Source organism: Aequoribacter sp. (assembly GCF_965659035.1).
Lineage (GTDB): Bacteria > Pseudomonadota > Gammaproteobacteria > Pseudomonadales > Halieaceae > Aequoribacter.
Window position 1 is genome coordinate 41,114 of the sequence record NZ_CBFHWH010000005.1, and the last position, 17,098, is coordinate 58,211.

Consider the following 17,098-nt stretch of genomic DNA (forward strand, 5'->3'; position numbering starts at 1 on the left):
TATGTCTGCTTCCGTTGCCCCGATCGAGCGAGAGCGATTTGTCGCTGCACTGGACCTCGCGGTAAAAGAGGGGTATCGCAACAAAGATAATGTGGGTCTTTTGCTGATTGATTTGAGCAATCTAGCTCGTATTAACCACTCTTACGGGTTTGACCGTGGCGATGCGGTGTTAAGAGAAGCCAAGCAGGCTCTGCTGGGGGTGACAAAGCTGCCCGATACGGTCTTTCGGATAGGTGGTCGTCAATTCGCCTATATTCTACCGGGTTTAAATAACCCTGCGTTTATTGCGCTGGCGATGAACCGAGTGCAGACGATTCTCGAAGAGGCACTCATGCTAGGTGACGGCATCATGCCGATCATTATTAAGCAGGGCGTGGTTGTCAACAAAGGTTGTGTCTTGCCGGTGATGGACATGCTGGCTGCGGCCGAGGTTTCGCTGTCGGCGGCGAAACAGGGTAAAGAGCGTAATCTTGAGGATTTGCTTGGCACCGAGTTGCCTTCTGAGCAAGACGTGGAGTTAGAGCGTTTATTTTACGAAAGTCTGCATAACAACGCTTTCCAGTTGTATTACCAGCCCAAGATTAATCTGCATACCGGTCGTCCCGATGCGGCCGAGGCGTTACTGCGTTGGCAGTTAGACGATGGTACCTTTATTTCACCAGAGTATGCGGTCAACCTCGCGGAATCCTCGGGGCGCGGTTACGCCTTAGCAAAGTGGGTTATTCATCGCGCGATGCGCCAGGCAAAAGAGTGGCAGTCCAGCATGGATGTTCAACTCGCCGTGAATGTTCAAGCAAGTTTGGTCGCGAACCCCGATTTGCATGGCTTAGTTAAAGACTCCCTAGCCATATGGGGCGTTAGCTCAGATCGTTTTGCACTTGAGATTACCGAAGGCGGCTTCATCGAGGACAAAGAGTCTGGTTTTGATAATTTGCTAAAGTTGCGTGAACTGGGTACGACGTTATCCATTGATGACTTTGGTACAGGCTACTCCTCGCTGTCCTACTTTAAGCACATTCCCGCTGATGAGCTTAAAATTGACAAGTCATTTATCGATCATTTGATCGATGGTGGTCATGACCTCGAGCTGGTGAAGATCATGATTTACATTGCTCATCAGTTCGGTCTTACAGTGGTGGCCGAGGGCGTTGAAGATCGTGCCACCTGCGATCTTCTGAAAGCGCTCGGTTGCGATTACATTCAGGGGTATTATTTTTCTCGACCTTTGCCGGTCGATGCATTCGAAGCGTGGATGCGCGATAATGGCAAAAAATCCCTGATATAGAAGGCCGCAAACGGGCCTTTGGACGCAATACACCATGAGCCCGATCGATTTTGTCGACCCCCAACATCATTTCAGTGACGACGAGCGTCAGCGACTCGATCGCATTGAGGCAGAATTAGAGCACGGTATCCGCGAACTGCAGTCAATTGGCCCTGCTGTTACGGTATTTGGCTCGGCGCGCTCATCGGTGCAGTCATGGGAGTATGTTAGCGCTTACGCACTTGGCAAAACTTTGGCAGAGCGGGGTGTTGGCGTGATTACCGGAGGTGGTCCCGGTGTGATGGAGGCCGCTAATCGCGGTGCGCTTGAGGCGGGTGGCTTGAGTGTGGGTTTAAATATTACGCTGCCCAAAGAGCAGCACCCCAAACCTTACTTGAGTATGGGTTTGGAGTTTCGCTATTTTTTTACCCGAAAATTTCTACTGATTCGCTATGCGTTGGGCTTTGTGGCTTTTCCGGGCGGGTTTGGTACAACCGATGAGTTATTCGAGTTATTAACTCTGATGCAGACGGGTAAGCTGGATAAGCGTCCGATTATCCTCGTGGGCACTGAATTCTTTGACCCCCTATTACAGTTCGTCCGTGATCAGATGGTACGTCAGCACTATATCGGTCCCTTGGATCTCGATTTGATTACGCTGACGGATGACCTTGACGATGTCATTACGCGGCTGTTTTGTTGTCCTCGCTTATCCAAAGCAGTAGGCGACAACAGCTAAAGCCGATCCAGGGCTTGCAATCTGGCGATGCAAGGGTTGCAATGGGGCACAAAAAAAGGATGGACTATGAGTTTAACCAATAGAATTTTACTGGCGATGGTTTTGGGCATCGCCATGGGATCACTGCTGAATTTACTGTTGAGTACCAATGCGTTGGGGACAAGTTTTGGTGCGGCAATACAAACCTATTTAGTAGATGGCGTATTTGATGTTCTGGGACGAATTTTTGTCGCCTCTCTAAAGCTTTTGGTTGTCCCTTTAGTCCTTGTCTCCCTGATCTGTGGTGCTAGTGCCTTAGGCGACAGCGCGCGCATGGGGCCTATTGCCGGTAAAACCATCGCGTTTTACTTATTTACCACCGGCTTGGCGGTGACCATTGCTTTGCTGGTCGCATCGATCGTAGCGCCGGGCGAGGGTATGAATTTGCAAACGAGTGCGGAGTTTGTGCCTAAACCTGCGCCGCCACTGACCGATGTGATTGTGAATATTTTTCCAACCAACCCGGTCAAAGCCATGGCCGAAGCGAACATGTTGCAGATTATCGTATTTGCTCTGTTATTCGGTTACGCCATGTCACACGCCGGTGAGCCAGGTCGGCGGTTAACAGGTTTTTTCCGCGATGCCGAAGCCGTAGTGATGCGCATGGTGTCGATCTTGATGGAAGTGGCGCCCTACGGTGTCTTTGCTCTCTTGAGTAAGCTGTTTGCCGGCATGGGGGCTTCCGCGATTCTGGATTTAGCGGGTTACTTCTTTACTCTAGCCGCCATACTTGTATTTCATGGTCTGGTGGTTTACCCAACGCTTCTGCGTGTACTTGCGGGGCTTTCTCCCGTTGTGTTGCTGCAGAAAATGCGCCCAGTATGGGCTTTTGCGTTCAGTACTTCATCGTCGGGTGCGACCATCCCCGTGACACTGCGCACAGTCGAGCACCGTTTGGGTGTGCATAACTCGGTTGCAGGTTTTACGGTCCCGCTGGGAGCCACGATAAACATGGATGGCACAGCCATCATGCAAGGCGTGGCCACTATATTCATTGCTCAAGTGTATGGTATCGATTTGTCGATGGCGGCCCTTTTTGGCGTTGTGGTCACTGCTATCTTGGCCTCGATTGGCACAGCAGGCGTACCCGGCGTGGGTTTGATCACTCTTGCACTCGTGCTTGAGCAGGCCGGTTTGCCGGTAGAGGGTATTGCCCTAATTATTGGGGTAGATCGTTTGTTGGACATGATTCGAACCGTAATTAATGTCACGGGTGATGCGGTGGCGAGTGTGGTTGTGGCAAAATCTGAGGGTCAGCTCGATCAGGAAATTTACCACGCATCTGCAGACACGCTAGACGCTCGTGAAGCTTAGTATGAACAACAAGGTTAGTAACTATGTCGATTAAAGTCTCGGTGGTGCCGGTAACCCCTTACCAACAAAACTGCTCGATTATTCAGTGTCAAGCGACCGGTAAAGCCGCAGTTGTTGACCCAGGTGGTGATATCGATCGTATTTTGTCAGCGGCCGAGCAAATGGGTGCCACGATCGAAAAAATTATCTTAACCCATGGGCATTTGGATCATTGCGGTGTATCCGCTGAGCTGCGCGATAAACTCGAAGTACCTATCGAGGGGCCAGAAGCCGCCGACAAGTTCTGGATTGATCAACTGCCCGAATATTGCAAAATGGCGGGCTTTCCTCATGCCGATGCATTTACGCCTGATCGCTGGCTACACGACGGTGACACGGTAAAAGTGGGTGAGGTCGAACTGCAGGTTATCCACTGTCCGGGGCATACACCAGGACATGTGGTTTTTGTGAGTGACGAAAACCGTATTGCTTGGGTGGGCGACGTGATTTTTCAGGGCTCAATCGGTCGCACTGATTTCCCAATGAGCAAGCACGATGATCTTATCCACTCTATCCGAGACAAGTTATTTCCGCTGGGCGATGACATTACCTTTGTACCGGGTCACGGGCCAACGTCCACGTTTGGGCAAGAGCGTCAGACGAACCCTTTCGTTGCTGATTCGCGCTACGGGTAAGTTCGGTGTCTGATAAGCCCTCTTTTGATGTGCCGGATGTCGATCTGGCGAGCCTGACTACCTCCGAGCGCGAGCAACTGCTGCAAACCGAGTTTTTAAAGCAAACGGCAAAAATGCCTTGGCGCGAGATGCAAACCTATTACGCTCGCGGCAGTGTGATTGTTGTGTCCGCAGAGCTCGATTTGATTGCAGTGGCGGTGCAGTTAGGTTTGGATAACTCCGCTCAGTTTGCCGCTTGGATAGAGCAAGGTTTCATCGCACCCGCGACCGACGAGCAGGCGCTTGTGTGGTACGAAAACGATCAAACGCTTTGGGTGACGGTCGCAGCACCGTGGATCTTGGTGCAGCACAAAAACTTGGCTTAGTGGACGGGGGCGAAGCGACCCTCGAATATAGTGCCTCGTATCTCAATATCTTTTAGGCCAGATGCACCGACTTCATAGGGATCTTGCGCCAAAACCGTGAAGTCCGCTTTTTTGCCGACCGCTATACTGCCGATCTCTGTCTCCATGCCCACAGCCCAAGCGGCATCTATGGTAATTGCCCGCAGTGCGGCGTCCAGTGATACGCGTTCATTTTGCCCAGTCAGATGGCCATTAATGGTTTGTCTATTGCTCGCATTCCAAGCGAGCGTTAGCGGTTTGAGTGGTGCCATGGGTGTATCCGAATGCAGGGTAAAGGGCACGCCCAAACGTTCTAAGGTACCCAAGCGCACCATTTGCTCGGCGCGTGATGGCCCGATTTCATGCTCGCCGTAACTGTCAGACAGAATGTAATGGTAGTAGGGGTTGGCTGATACGATCACGCCTAGGGCTTTTATTCGCTTAGCTTGGTCCGAGGTCGCATACGCGAAATGCTCGATGGCAAAGCGGTGATCTCGGCGCGGGAAGTGTGTTAGCAGTGACTCTACCAGATCCAAAGTGCGTTCGGTCGCGGCGTCGCCATTGGAATGGGCGTGAAGCTGAAAGCCTGCGCGCCAAAATACCTCGGCATATTCCTTAAGTGCGGCTTCGGGCACGAGCCAGACGCCTTCGTGTCCGTCTAAATAGCCCGGCGCTTTAAATTGCGCCAGTGCCGAGAAAATGGCGCCATCCACCATAAGCTTGAAATGATCTCGCACCGACACTTGACCGGTGTAAGTTTGCTGCCATTGTTTGACCTGCTCTAGGGCTTGTTCGGGTGTTTTTCCTGACTGCATAAACTTCGAAATTATGGGAGTCATCACTAACCGCAGAGGCGCTTTGGCCTGCTGCACCATGCCACTCAGCAATTGCAGTTCGATGTCGGGGTCGCTGGAAATTCCCAGACCCATATCAACCGCGGTCGTCACACCACCTTGATGCGCCATGTCCAGAAAGTTTTGGGTGCCGCGCATGTAGTTGTGCGGCTCGATTAAATAGCCCAAGTTGCGAAATACTGCGAACAGGCCGTTTTCCCAAAAATGCCCCTCGTCCCAATTGGCTTCGCCGTGTGCCGCTTCTGCATCGGCTTGGGTAATACCAAAGTGGTCAAGTGCTGCGGTATTAAAGATGACTTCATGAAAAGATCGTTGCCAGATAAACACGGGGCGGTCTCCAAACCAAGCATCGAGTTCCGCGCGGCGGACATGACCGTGCCAAAGCTCGTGGTAGCCCCAGGAGCCAAAGGGTTTGGATCTGTCAGCGTGGTTGGCTTCTAGCGCGATCAGTTTGCTTTTGTAATCCTCGGGTGTCAGGGCGCCGGGGAATTCGCCAGTGGGCAAGCTCCAGTCATCAGGAGCCAAGAAGGGGAGTTGTGTTAAAATCGCGGGCAGACTGGGGTGAACGTGAGGGTCGATGAAGCCCGGCATCACGGTCATGTCTTCTAATTGTCGGTCAATCTTACCCCCAAAGCGGTCGACCCATGGCATTAGGCTGGCTTCGGTGCCAACTCCAACAATCAGACCGTTCTGGACCGCCACAGCCGTGGCGCGCGGCTGCGATGGCTCCATGGTTATGATGGATTGGGCGGTATAAATTGTGATCTCAGAGGCGTAGCTCGCCAAAGAAAAAAGTAGAGCAAAGGTCGCGGTCAATAAGGTTTTCATGCGATGGCGTCTCTTAATCTGCGAGAGTCGTCAGCCGCTTACCGGCCGCTATAGACGTTTGGATGGTTCCATCAACGACCGCCACTTGGCCGTTCACAATGACCCAGTGAATGCCAGTGGGTGCGTCATAGGGTTTGCCGTAATCCGCTGTGGCCGCTACGGTATCTGCATCGAATATTACGATGTCGGCATCCATCCCTAGCTGGATGCGACCTTTGCGTTTGAAGGCCGGCGCAAATGGCTCGAGCCATTGCGCTTGCTTCAGACTCATACGCGAGAGCGCATCTGACAAGGTAAGAATACCTTGCTCACGTACGTAGCGACCCAAAACCAGCGAGAAAGTGCCCGCAATATTAGGGTTGCTGAATTGCTCATGCGTGAAAGCGGGTAAGGCATCGGTTGAAATCATCATATCGGGCCAGCGAAGCGCCGTGTGCAGCCAAGGTTCTTTTACGTAATGATGATTCACGGCGCCCGAGCCCTCATGCTTGGCATAGTAATTCCAGGTTTCTTCGGTCAGCCATTCACCGGTTGCGACCCACTGGACGTCTTCGTAGGTGATATCAAAGATGGCTTGCCAGTCGCGTTTACGAAAGACGTCGGCAGAAATCGAAGTGCCGCCGGCTAGATAACTTAATGTCTCGGTGGTCACGCGAACGCCATCTGCGCGGGCTTGGTCAATGGTGTCGAGCCAGTCGCCTACCGAACCCATGGCATTGTGCGTAATGTGGCAAATAAATACCGCAGCGCCAGTCGACTTGGCTAGCCCTAAAATCTCGATTAAACCGCTGGGATCACCCGGGAGGTTGCGCCGCACATGCGTGAATACCGGTACGTCGTGATCGGCCGCGACTTCAAAAATCATGCGCAGCTCTTTATCGGTAACGGCATCGCGCATGTAGTCGAGTAGCAGGCCAATCCCCAAACCCCCTTGCGCAATCCCTTGGTTTAAATGCTGGCGGATTTCCTCGATTTCTTCGTCCGTAGCGGGTTGCTCAAAAGCTGCAGAGCTCATGCCGGCGAAGGTGTCTTTGTGAAAGAAATAAGGTTGATATTTTCCTTCGATGACTTGAATTCTTGCTGCGAAATGCCCAACTGAGGCACCAAAATTCACAAGCGCATTATCTTTAATTGCGTCGCCGTATTCGTAGACGGGGTAGGCGCCTGCTTCGGTGTCAAGCGCAGTGGTAATGCCATCCAAAATGTTCAATCGAATACCAAAAGGGGTCGGTGTGTGGGAGTGGATATCGATAAACCCGGGGGCTACAACGCGACCTTGTGCATTGATCACTCGGTCAGCCTCAAGCGAATCAGTTGTCAGAGCGACAATGCGGCCATCTTGAACACCCACATTCAGCACCTTATCGGTGTGTGTTTCGGGGTCGATCACGCGGCCGCCAATAATGGCGAGGTCTAAGGCTTGTGCTGGAAGTGTCGCCAACAGCAAGGGTAATAGTAAATGGGTACGAATACGGTGCATTGTAATCTCGTTATTTTAGTTATTAACGTGCGAGGCTTAACGAATAATTTTAATCCAATCACCCACTCGAGGTTCACCACTGGGGTAAAGTCCATTGATTAGACGCAACTGATTTTCCGCATCAGGAATATCTATTTGCTCGGCAAGAGATGCCAACGTAGCTCCGCGGGGGAACTGGGTAAACTCGATGAATTGACCATCTCCCACTGCTTTCTCGGTGGGATGGATCGGTCGAAAGCTCTCGATCATCGGCAAAATCAAGGCGTCACCACTATTAAAATCTTCGGCCTCACCCTCGAAGCGATACGCCAGGCCGTTATAATAAATGACCGCGACGCGTTTGCTGATGCCTTGGGCGCTCACGATACTGGTGTAGCCCTGTAAGCCAGCCTGTTCCAAGGCTTTGCTGGCAGACAGCGCGCCGCTAACCTGCGATTCTAAAAATGCCTGCGGCGCCTGATCTTTAGGTTCGCGCGAAAGCGTGAGCGTCAAGGTCATGGATTTAGAGGCGTCGCTGGCGATAATCTTATCGGCATTGGTGCTTACGTTCCAGCCTTCTGGGTGTGCGAAGGTAAAGCCCAGTTTGTTGTGGTAAAAACGGTTGTCCTCGCGCTTACTCTGAATGCTCTCGCCCCACACAAGGCCCTGCAAATGTTTGCGCAAAGGTTCTGGTGGTTCGAGCGAGCGGTTTTGGACATCATCGAGCTGGCTCGCGGTGCGGATGACCTGCTGCAAGCGTTTATCGTTGCGTGGATGGGTGGAATAAAGTCCATGGTAAGACCCTGTTGCCTTGCCAGCGGCTTTGGCTCTCTGGTAGCGCTCTTGGTCTTTGAGGACGCCAATAACAGCGAGCAGGGCATCGGTATCGTAGCCCGCTTTGTGCATATATCTTGCCCCTAAACTGTCGGCTTCAAGTTCCATTTCACGGCCGTAGCCCGAGATAAGTTGAGCGCCATAGGTATCAGCAGCGCCAGCGAGGTCGCCGCTCCCGGTCAAGATGTAGGTCGTGACGGCCAGAACTTTACTGGTGGTTTGTGCGGTTTTTTGGCGGGCTGAATGGCGAGCGGTAACGTGACCAATCTCGTGCGCCATAACGCCTGCTAGTTCGTCTTCGGTGTCGAGATAGGCGAGCAATCCGCGGTTGACGTATACATAGCCTCCTGGCGTGGCATACGCGTTGATTGCTGGGTTGTCGATGACCGTAAAGGTAAAATCTAGGTCTGGCATGTCACTCACAGCGACCAGTTTTTGCCCAACTCGATTGATATACGCCTGAAGTTCGGGATCCTCGTAAAATCCGCCTTGCTCTTTTAACTGCTCGTACATTGTTTGGCCAATTTCTTTTTCTTTGCTGGCGCTGGTAAATACGACGCTACTGCCACCTGTGGCTGGGTTGCTTGAACAGCCCGTTATGATCAGTGCCGCAGTTAACGTCAGTAAAGCAACAAAATAAGGCATGGTTTTAGTACTTAGCCGATAAAAATTGCAGTAATTGTTCGCCAATGCCGTCGCAGGCTGTGCCTTGCACTGGGGCGATGATAGGGATGGGTACTACGACAGCGGGCATATAAGACTGACCGCTAGTGCTGGTGTTGATGCGTCCTACCTCCGCCTGATTGCTAAAATCCCAGATTACCGCTTCGTAGTTCGATTCGTCGCTCCAAGTACCGAAGCCAAAACAGCCTGCACCGGTGGGACCCACCCCGCAGGTCATAGAGCCAGAGGCGCCGGTGCGTTCGGTGTTGCCGTCAATCCAGATCATGTACTGCGTGTCCAGCGCTTGGATTTTGCTGGCGACGGCGGGTTGGGAGAGTAACTCGCGAATAGCACCGGGGTGCATGGGTGCCGTTCTGGGCTCAAACCAGGGGTAGAGCGCGTCCAAAAATTGTGATTCCTCAATAATTTCAATGGTGTCGTCTTTACCTTGAATATGGCTCCTGACACATTGTACAAAGTCGCGCTCGGTGTCGTAGTTGCTGGCATGGCGACGGCCTAGCAGCACAACCGATGATGCACCAACCCCCGCCTCTGGCGGGTTATAGGTCATTTCATCGACTTTGGCCGTGACGCAACCTTGCACTAACAATGTCAGCGCCGTCAGACAGATGACTTGAGTTATTTTGGAGGTGTTCATGGCGTAGCCTCCCGTGAAGATATGCCATCTCTAGCTCGCTGCAACCATTCGCTCACGGCGGGTACTTTGGGGAAATTCACCGCAAAATTGGCGCCGGCATCGCGCAGCGCAACAGTGGCTGCTGCACCGACGGCCTCTTGATTGCTTTGCATAAAAGCTTCGGGGGTCTTGCCGTAAGCTGTCATCGACCATTCGGCAAGTGAGTCGCCCGTATGATCGGTCAAGGCGATGTCATACTTCAGCCACAGCTCGAACACTTTAGTATTGGTGTGTGCTGGGATTGCATATTGCAAGTCGCTGATGGTGGGTATTAATACGGATTGGACCTTGGTATTGGGTGTCTCTGTCGATGGTGCCTCTTCCAAGTAAACGACCTTTTCGAACATGGCGTTTAGAATGGTTTGCCACAGACTCATTTGTGCAGCGCCGGTCTCGACCACCCAGCCTCGCTCGGTCTCCGCCTCGGGTTCATCAACAAAGGTGTGCGTTTTGAAGTCTTCGCTGAAGTAAACCCCTACTGTCATCGGGATAGGATCAAGCGCGGGTTGTGGGAACTGGCTCTCGACAATGACTTGGTTGGCACCGCAGGCCGACAGAAACAATAAGCATAACGCTAGAGCTGTTGCTCTGAGCTGTGAATCCTGCTTATCGATAGTCGTTGAGCCCAACAAATGTGCCTCCGTTTCGGTAGGTCAGTTCACGCATGAGCGTGGCAAACCGTATACCCGTTACGTTAGTGTATGCATCTGGCGAGAATTGTACAGGGAAGCCGATGGCGTGAATGCGAACCTTACGCGAGCCATCCGCTGCCTCGGCATTGATCGTGTCTACGGTATCAACTACCGAGGCGATTGAGTCCCCAGAAAACTCATCACCTAATACGTATACGCTAATCTTTTTTTGTGGATCATAAAAGCCCCGAATAGCTTGTGTTATCCCCTCTACCGGACTTGAGTTACTAAATGGATTCCAAGTACGCAGGTTATCTAGGATGATTTTCCGCCGCCCTGGGGTATCGGGAATCCATTCGCCTCGGTATCGAGAAAATAAGTAGTTGCCCATGTCATTCATGACTTGAATGCCCTTTACTTCGGGGTAGATGCTTAACGTAGCCTCCATTTCTTGCAGCATCCTCGGCCAAGCGTAAGAGAACATCGAGCCCGAGGTATCGATCACAAAAATGATATATTCGCTGTCGACCGGTATGCCAGCAATTAAATTATTCTTGGCTTGATACTGTAAACCCAACAGGCGCTGCATCTCCTCGGTGAGGCGTTGTTTGGCTTCGGCGAGTTGCTCAACGATGATGCTGTCGCCTGTACTAGCAACCTGCTCTTCCTCGAATCGACTGCGCAAGGCAGCGAGTTGACCGGATAAGCGAGCGATGCGTTCTTTATACTCTGACAATTGTTCTTGCTTGGCGTTTAAATCACGATTGAATATTGCGGTTTCACCACGCAATTCAAACAGCTGTTTTTGTAGGGCGGCAATACGTCCTTCTAGATTGACTGTGCTTTGCTCAAGAATTTGGGGCTGTACGGTTTTGGTGATCATCAGCAACAAAATCACAGCGCCAAAACCGCAGCAGATCACATCCAAAAACGATAAAGAAAATCCCTCTGCCTCGCGGCGTTGTCGTCTCATTACGGCCAATCCTTTGATGGGCTGATAAAAGACCCCTGAGTGCCTAAGGCCAACTGCCAGTAGTAAGCTGCGGCCATTGGGTCACCCTCCATGGGTGCCAAAATGGTGTTTATGGGCACACCCTTGGGTAGCTTCTTGACGGCCTCGCGAAACAGTTTTTCTCGGTCGGCTCCAGAGATGGTGGTCGCCTTGGGTTTTTTGTCGCCTTGCGTGGGCAGGCCGTCGGTAATAATAAAAATATTATCAGGGCGCAGGGGTAGTTTATCCATGGCGTCAAAGGCGGCGTGTAAGCTACTGCCCCCGCTGGGTAAGAGTTTTGTCACCGCGTCACCGACCGCTTCCAATTGACTGCGGTTTGAGACATCAAGCCATTGGCCCTCGGTTTCAGGGAGGGCGGCCTTTGCCTCGGTATTAAAGTACACCACTTGGTATTGAGAGGATGGTGGTAACTGAGCGGTCAGCCAGCGCACTGTATTGGTTGCGCGACGCCATTTGGGCGCTTGCGCTTGCACTTGTTCTGACATGTTGCGTAAGCGGATAATGTTGACGATGCGATGGTCTAGCATGCTGGCAGAAGCATCGAGCAGAATCAGAATTCGTCGTCCACCCAAATTCATACCCGTTAAATACTGGCGATTTCCATCGCCAACGTAGTCACGAGCACTTTTGCCCGCGTTCTTCTCTGCCGTGGCACGCAGTCGTTCAACCTCTGATTCTAGTTGGCTCAACTCGCCTTTGAGGGTATCGATGATTGACTCCTTGCTGGCGCCATCCTCATCAAGGGCTGCTAACAGAGCGTTGATTTCATCTATTTCCTTGCGAATTCGATCAGCGCGACCCTCGGCGGTAACCACGTCTAAGCTCACCGTGTCGAGCGTATTTTTGAGTTTGACCAGGCCCGCTTGCCCTTCGCGGATATCTTCCTCTAACAGGCTAACTTCGGATAGCAGATCCGCATTAATCGCATCTGCCTCTCGCTCGATGGCATGATCAATAATTAAAAACACCAGGACAACTGCGCCAAAGCCGCACGACATAATATCTAAGAAGCTTAGGTTAAAGGTGGTAAAGCGGCGCCGTGCCCTGGCCATTGCCTACCCGCCGATCTCGATCAGCGTCATGACCGACCCGTTAATATTGATGGTGTCACCCGGTGTGAGTTTTTGTTGGCGGCTCACTAAGCGGCCGTTGACCGTAATTAACTCAGGTGCATTGCTGCTGAGTGTCAGGGCCCATCCATCCAAGGAGGCGCTGGGGGCTTGATGTTTTAGCCACTGTTTTAGAGGTATGGCTTTATAGTTCGATAAGCCAAAAGGCAGGGTCTGAACGCTACCTGAAGGTGTAACCTGAGCTTGTTCTTCTTGAGGCTCACAGGGCAGTGTGTCGATTAGGGTAAATGCATCGTTGTTTGGCGTGAGTTCAACCCACGCCGTAAGCTGGTCAAATAAAGTACGTGAATCCACCGTTTCGGTTGTCCAAGCGGTTGGGCAAAAGTGACTCACCTTAAAGTTGTGGTCTTCAATGAGGCATTGCGCCTGGGCGGGGCCAAAACGAGTAATGGCGTCAATAATCGGCTGGTAGGCAGGGCGAAGCTGTTCGTGATCTAAAGCGACGGTATGCCCCTGGCAGTGAAAATAATACTCGGCCTCGAAAGTAGGGTTTGCCGCTAGCAATTTGTCGATTTGATCTGCGAGGTCTTGCTCGTCTTTGCCCGAGCGTAATGCGTCAAATCGAGCTTGATCGATAAACACGGAATTAATGACCTGTAGCAAACGGTCGCGCAACGCAAATAAACCCTGTCCAGCGACTGTCGTTGTGCGTTTTACCGTCAGTTCGCGGTCAACGATATGCAGCTCAGTAGCTGCCAATTGGTGTAGTTGGAGTTCGAGGTGTAAAACTCTTGGCGCTTTTGCTTGGGAGTAGCTAATGCCAATGCTTCGGTGAATCAGGCGCACAGGTTCGAGTTTCGTCGCTTGCAAAATGCCCAATATCAAACTGAGTTGTTCGTCGCTGTAGTGACCCGGTACAGCAATCAAAGTCTCGGCGACATGGCCTTGAGTAATCTGGTCGATTTGCGCGTGAACCAAGTCGGCGTTGTGGCGTGCGTGCCCCAAGGGTGGTGTCAAAGGTTCTAGCGCGGGTTGCATCCAGTAGCGGTGTAGCATATCGGTCGGGCAGCGCTTGAGTTTTGGCCTCGCGGGCTCGCCAAAGATGTAGTTGTTGCCGTCCCAGTAGGCAATTCCCGGGTGAAAGTCTTGCTGTTGGCTCGTGCCAAAGCCTAGTTTGCAATCGTTGATGTCGAGTAGGTGTAAAGTCATAGCTAGGGTGTTACCAGAAATCGAAGCAGGTTTTTATCGGTGTAACGCTGACACTCGAGTACCAAACGTTCTTGCGAGTGCTGTAACTGATGCAAACAGAACATAATAACAATGCTCAATACGAGGGCGACAAAGGTACTGTTAAATGCCACACCAAGACTCACTGTTACGCCAGAGATGTCACCTTCGACGGCTTTGTAAGCTTGTCCCAAAGCATCACCGATGCCGCGCACAGTGCCAATAAAGCCGATTGAGGGAATCGCCCAAGCAATGTAACGAACCATCGATAACTCTGAGTCTAAGCGGTCCGCCTCCGTTTCACATTGCTCGCGCACGGTGTCTGCAACAGCGGGAATGCTGGCGGTTGTTGCGTAGCGTTGTAACGCCGCGGCTAAGGTCCTGGCGACCAAATAATCTTGTTGCTCTTCGGGTAGGGCCTCCAAGGGGCGGCTGTAGGCGCGAGCGTCACTGGGCAATACACTGGTGCCTTCTGGGATCGCAATCAAACCTTTCTGGGTCAGAGCGCGCTCCGCAAGATTACGTTTCAGTTTGAACCCCATGATCGCTAGGGCCCACAACAACAAAATAAAGCACGCTTCCTGCTCATAATCTCGGATGACGACATACAGACTGCGTGTGGGTGTGAAGTCGCCGCTGGCGGCCTGCAGTGCGGCTTGTGCCGCTAAGTGGGCATCGGCATTAGGCCTGACCAAACCCACGTAGACCCCGTGCACGAGAATGACGGCTATCAAAAGAGAGGCCAACTGGAACAAAAATTCATTGCGAGTAAACCAATGCATGAGGTGTCCTATATGTCTATTGGGAACGAGACGGAAAAGTCTTCTGAAATCTGTTCGGAAGCTTCGTAGTCTAGTACGGTTTTTGTGCTAGGCGAAGGCTGAGCCTGTTTGGGTGCGGCTTCTGCTTGCGATGGTCTGGGATTTGTCGTTACATCGCTGGCTGCGGGCGCCTCAGTCTGAGTCGACGCCGAGTCTGTTGTCTGCGGAGCGTCCGTCTGAGCAAGCGCCGTTGTTATGCCCAGAACAGTCGCCGCTAAACCGCAGGCAAGCAAACTATAGGTTTTATTCGGCATAACGCGCCACCCTGAACCCCACATCGTCGCGACCTCGCGCGCCGTAATCGCGGTAGCTTAACCGCAGCTCGGTCAGCTTAGAAAGTGACCAGCTTGCGCCTTTTATTACGTAGTTGTCGCCTACCTGTTTACCCAGTGGGTTGGTCTCTGTTTGTTCAGATGGCGTACGAATTTCATACACGTCGTGTGCCCACTCTGCCACGTTGCCCGCTAAGTCGAACAAGCCGTAAGGGCCTGGATTGAAGCTAGCCACGGGAGCGGTAGCCACGTAGCCGTCTTGATAATTAGCGACAATGCGTCCGGTGACGTGGGCGCTGCTGGCATCCGCGAAGTTTTCCGTGTTATTGGCGGGAGGGAAGGTCTCGCCCCAAAGGAATCGACGTTCACCGGCTTCGGTCACGCGGGTCACAAATTCCCACTCGGCTTCACTGGGGAGTCGGTAACCTGACGCTTGTGGATTAAAGCCAACAATAATCCCGTTTTGCTCTTTGTAAAACAGGGGTAGACCTTCTCGACGGCTGAGCCAGTTGCAAAATTGCGCCGCTTGTTGCCAGCTGACCTTAACAGCCGGTTGGGTTTGCCGGTTTAGGGAGTTGCCCGCCGTGACTCCGGAATCGTGGGACGCTTCAAACAATCGAAATTGCGCATTGGTGGTTTCCTGCTTGGCCATGTAAAACGCGCGCGTTAGCTGCACACTTCGCTCTGTTTCGTTGGCACGTCGGCCTGAGTCTCGTCTTGAGCTGCCCATAGTAAAGGCCCCCTTGCCGGCAGGGTCAATTAAAACCATCTCTGCGCCTGTGGGGTCTTTGGCGATAGGTTGAAGTCGCGCTTTGCGGGCCGCCGCTTCAGTCATCAATGTTGCCGTAACCGTTTGTGCGATCCCATTCCGAGGCGTGATGACCGTGGAAAAAGGCTCATATCCCGGCTTGCTGATAACGACCGTCTGCTCGACTTGTGGAAGATCAAGGGTGGTCGATCCCTGTCCTATTTTGCGACCGTTAGCCGTAATTGAGGCATCTGCAGGGCTAATGGCAAAAGTAACTCGGCCAAGCATGGGTTTCAGGTTAAACATTTCTTTAGCAGAGCCACCGGCCGCAAGTTTGCGTATGACTTCCGTTGCCTGAAAGCCCGGTTTTGTCAATGCGATTTTGTGCTCTTGCCCCGGTTCAAGTGTTAACGAAACCGGTGTAAGGCCTTTGTAGCGACCATCGAGCATGACGGTAGCACCGATTGGGTCTGATTCGATTTTGAATTGACCGTTGGCTTCATCGAGTACGATCTTTGGTAAACTCTTGTCGGCGCCAGCATAAACTTCTAGCGTTTGTGTTGTTGGTTGATAACTTTGTTTCTCCAAACGCAGCTCATGTTGGCCCGCAAGAATATCAGCCGTAAGAGGTGTGGTACCAAGGCGGATATTGTTCAGGTAAACCTCGGCGTTCGCCGGTTCTGAGTGAATGGTAATGGCAGCCCAATTGGGATCTAAAGAGATGGCGAACTCTTGGGTTATGCCTTTGCCCTCGACCTCAATGCTCACGTTTTTATCTTGATAGCGGTCAGCTTGAACGAGTGCCTCATAGGTGGCCGGTTCGAGCTCCAGCGTTGTTTCGGTGATTGGCTCGCCATTGAGCTGCACTGTCGCGTTGGTCGGGCTCAGGTTAAGGGTGATTCTACCAGGGAGTGCTTTTAGCTCGACCTGAAGCTGTTGGCTGTCGTCTCGTGTTGCCGTGTAGGCAATTTCTGCGGTCTGAAATCCTGCTGCTGCGACTAAAATGGTGTATTCGCCAGGCAACAACAAGAACCGGCCGCCAAAGTTTACCGAGAGCCCGCCCTTAACGTCGACCTTGGCTTCTTGGGTTTGATTGACGATAACCGTCAAACTTTTGGCGGTGAGCACAAACGCTAAAGCTGCAAATAACCCTAGAGCCAGTAGGGTCAACCCAACCTTCGCTGGCGAGAGCCCAATCGATCCGCTTGTCCCCTTGGTATTTTGCGTAACAGGTTGGAATTCGGTAGGTGTTAAATTGCGTTTGGATTGCGTCATTAGATTGGCTCGCGACAGGCAGCAAACACACGAAGGTTAGAGTCGTCGGGTTTGACTTCAAAATTAACGAGTATGTCGCGGTAGCCTACTCGTGTGCCGCGAACGGTATACTTACCCGGGCGAAGCCGCGCCTGGTGTCGCTGGGTGGTCCCAATGTTACTGTGACGTATTAACACTAGCTCCGTTAAGCCATCCGACTCTATCGTGACATTGATAATACGATTGGCCTGTTCAATTAGATTTTCTAGCGTTTGAATCTGCAGTGTTAACGCCGGGCCCGCTGGTGCGATATT

General features: G+C 52.2%; 16 protein-coding genes and 1 pseudogene. 5 read left to right on the plus strand and 12 right to left on the minus strand.

The genetic code is table 11. From position 1 onward, the window contains the following. The first annotated feature begins 1 nt into the window (after position 1). The 5 genes from ACTF5Z_RS01825 (at position 2) to ACTF5Z_RS01845 (ending at position 4,395) form a co-directional block, all read left to right on the plus strand. Entirely contained in the window at positions 2–1,285 is a 1,284-nt protein-coding gene (locus ACTF5Z_RS01825) for a putative bifunctional diguanylate cyclase/phosphodiesterase (protein ID WP_438984278.1), read from the plus strand. A gap of 34 nt (positions 1,286–1,319) precedes the next feature. Next, positions 1,320–2,003 (plus strand): TIGR00730 family Rossman fold protein, encoded by a 684-nt coding sequence (locus tag ACTF5Z_RS01830; protein WP_438984279.1) that lies wholly within the window; start codon positions 1,320–1,322, stop codon positions 2,001–2,003. A gap of 66 nt (positions 2,004–2,069) precedes the next feature. Continuing rightward, complete coding sequence (locus ACTF5Z_RS01835) at positions 2,070–3,356, plus strand: dicarboxylate/amino acid:cation symporter (protein ID WP_438984280.1); 1,287 nt, start codon at positions 2,070–2,072, stop codon at positions 3,354–3,356. Positions 3,357–3,379: 23 nt separating this feature from the next. After that, complete coding sequence (locus ACTF5Z_RS01840; protein ID WP_423849024.1) at positions 3,380–4,030, plus strand: MBL fold metallo-hydrolase; 651 nt, start codon at positions 3,380–3,382, stop codon at positions 4,028–4,030. A gap of 5 nt (positions 4,031–4,035) precedes the next feature. Continuing rightward, a complete protein-coding gene (locus ACTF5Z_RS01845) occupies positions 4,036–4,395 on the plus strand; it encodes a DUF2288 domain-containing protein (protein WP_438984281.1) in 360 nt (119 codons plus the stop codon). On the opposite strand, the gene ACTF5Z_RS01850 is transcribed toward ACTF5Z_RS01845, so the two are convergent. The 12 genes and pseudogenes from ACTF5Z_RS01850 to ACTF5Z_RS01905 all read right to left on the minus strand — a co-directional run. Continuing rightward, positions 4,392–6,095 carry an amidohydrolase gene (locus ACTF5Z_RS01850; RefSeq protein WP_438984282.1) on the minus strand — a complete coding sequence of 568 codons (1,704 nt, stop codon included), beginning with the start codon at positions 6,093–6,095 and terminating at the stop codon, positions 4,392–4,394. The two genes, ACTF5Z_RS01845 and ACTF5Z_RS01850, sit on opposite strands and share 4 nt — an antisense overlap. A 13-nt stretch (positions 6,096–6,108) precedes the next feature. Beyond that, positions 6,109–7,575, minus strand: a complete 1,467-nt coding sequence (locus ACTF5Z_RS01855) for an amidohydrolase family protein (protein ID WP_438984283.1) — start codon at positions 7,573–7,575, stop codon at positions 6,109–6,111. A 36-nt stretch (positions 7,576–7,611) separates the two neighbouring features. Further along, positions 7,612–9,033 (minus strand): M48 family metalloprotease, encoded by a 1,422-nt coding sequence (locus ACTF5Z_RS01860; protein WP_438984284.1) that lies wholly within the window; start codon positions 9,031–9,033, stop codon positions 7,612–7,614. 4 nt (positions 9,034–9,037) lie between these two features. Further along, a complete protein-coding gene (locus tag ACTF5Z_RS01865) occupies positions 9,038–9,709 on the minus strand; it encodes a hypothetical protein (protein ID WP_438984285.1) in 672 nt (223 codons plus the stop codon). Further along, the gene (locus tag ACTF5Z_RS01870; RefSeq protein ID WP_438984286.1) at positions 9,706–10,380 is read right to left on the minus strand and encodes a hypothetical protein; all 675 of its coding nucleotides are present in this window, start codon (positions 10,378–10,380) and stop codon (positions 9,706–9,708) included. Before ACTF5Z_RS01870 ends, ACTF5Z_RS01865 begins: the two co-directional genes overlap by 4 nt. Then, complete coding sequence (locus ACTF5Z_RS01875; protein WP_438984287.1) at positions 10,355–11,353, minus strand: VWA domain-containing protein; 999 nt, start codon at positions 11,351–11,353, stop codon at positions 10,355–10,357. Before ACTF5Z_RS01875 ends, ACTF5Z_RS01870 begins: the two co-directional genes overlap by 26 nt. Further along, a complete protein-coding gene (locus ACTF5Z_RS01880; RefSeq protein ID WP_438984288.1) occupies positions 11,353–12,444 on the minus strand; it encodes a VWA domain-containing protein in 1,092 nt (363 codons plus the stop codon). The genes ACTF5Z_RS01875 and ACTF5Z_RS01880 overlap by 1 nt, the downstream gene beginning before the upstream one ends. Positions 12,445–12,447: 3 nt before the next feature. Beyond that, positions 12,448–13,671 (minus strand): hypothetical protein, encoded by a 1,224-nt coding sequence (locus ACTF5Z_RS01885; RefSeq protein WP_438984289.1) that lies wholly within the window; start codon positions 13,669–13,671, stop codon positions 12,448–12,450. 2 nt (positions 13,672–13,673) lie between these two features. Continuing rightward, complete coding sequence (locus tag ACTF5Z_RS01890) at positions 13,674–14,471, minus strand: MotA/TolQ/ExbB proton channel family protein (protein WP_423849034.1); 798 nt, start codon at positions 14,469–14,471, stop codon at positions 13,674–13,676. Positions 14,472–14,479: 8 nt separating this feature from the next. Next, positions 14,480–14,764, minus strand: coding sequence for a hypothetical protein (locus ACTF5Z_RS01895; protein ID WP_438984290.1), 285 nt, complete (start codon positions 14,762–14,764; stop codon positions 14,480–14,482). Beyond that, positions 14,754–16,805, minus strand: coding sequence for a PEGA domain-containing protein (locus ACTF5Z_RS01900; protein ID WP_438984291.1), 2,052 nt, complete (start codon positions 16,803–16,805; stop codon positions 14,754–14,756). Before ACTF5Z_RS01900 ends, ACTF5Z_RS01895 begins: the two co-directional genes overlap by 11 nt. Further along, positions 16,805–17,098, minus strand: a pseudogene (locus ACTF5Z_RS01905) (hypothetical protein); the annotation flags it as partial. The pseudogene ACTF5Z_RS01905 and the gene ACTF5Z_RS01900, both read right to left, overlap by 1 nt.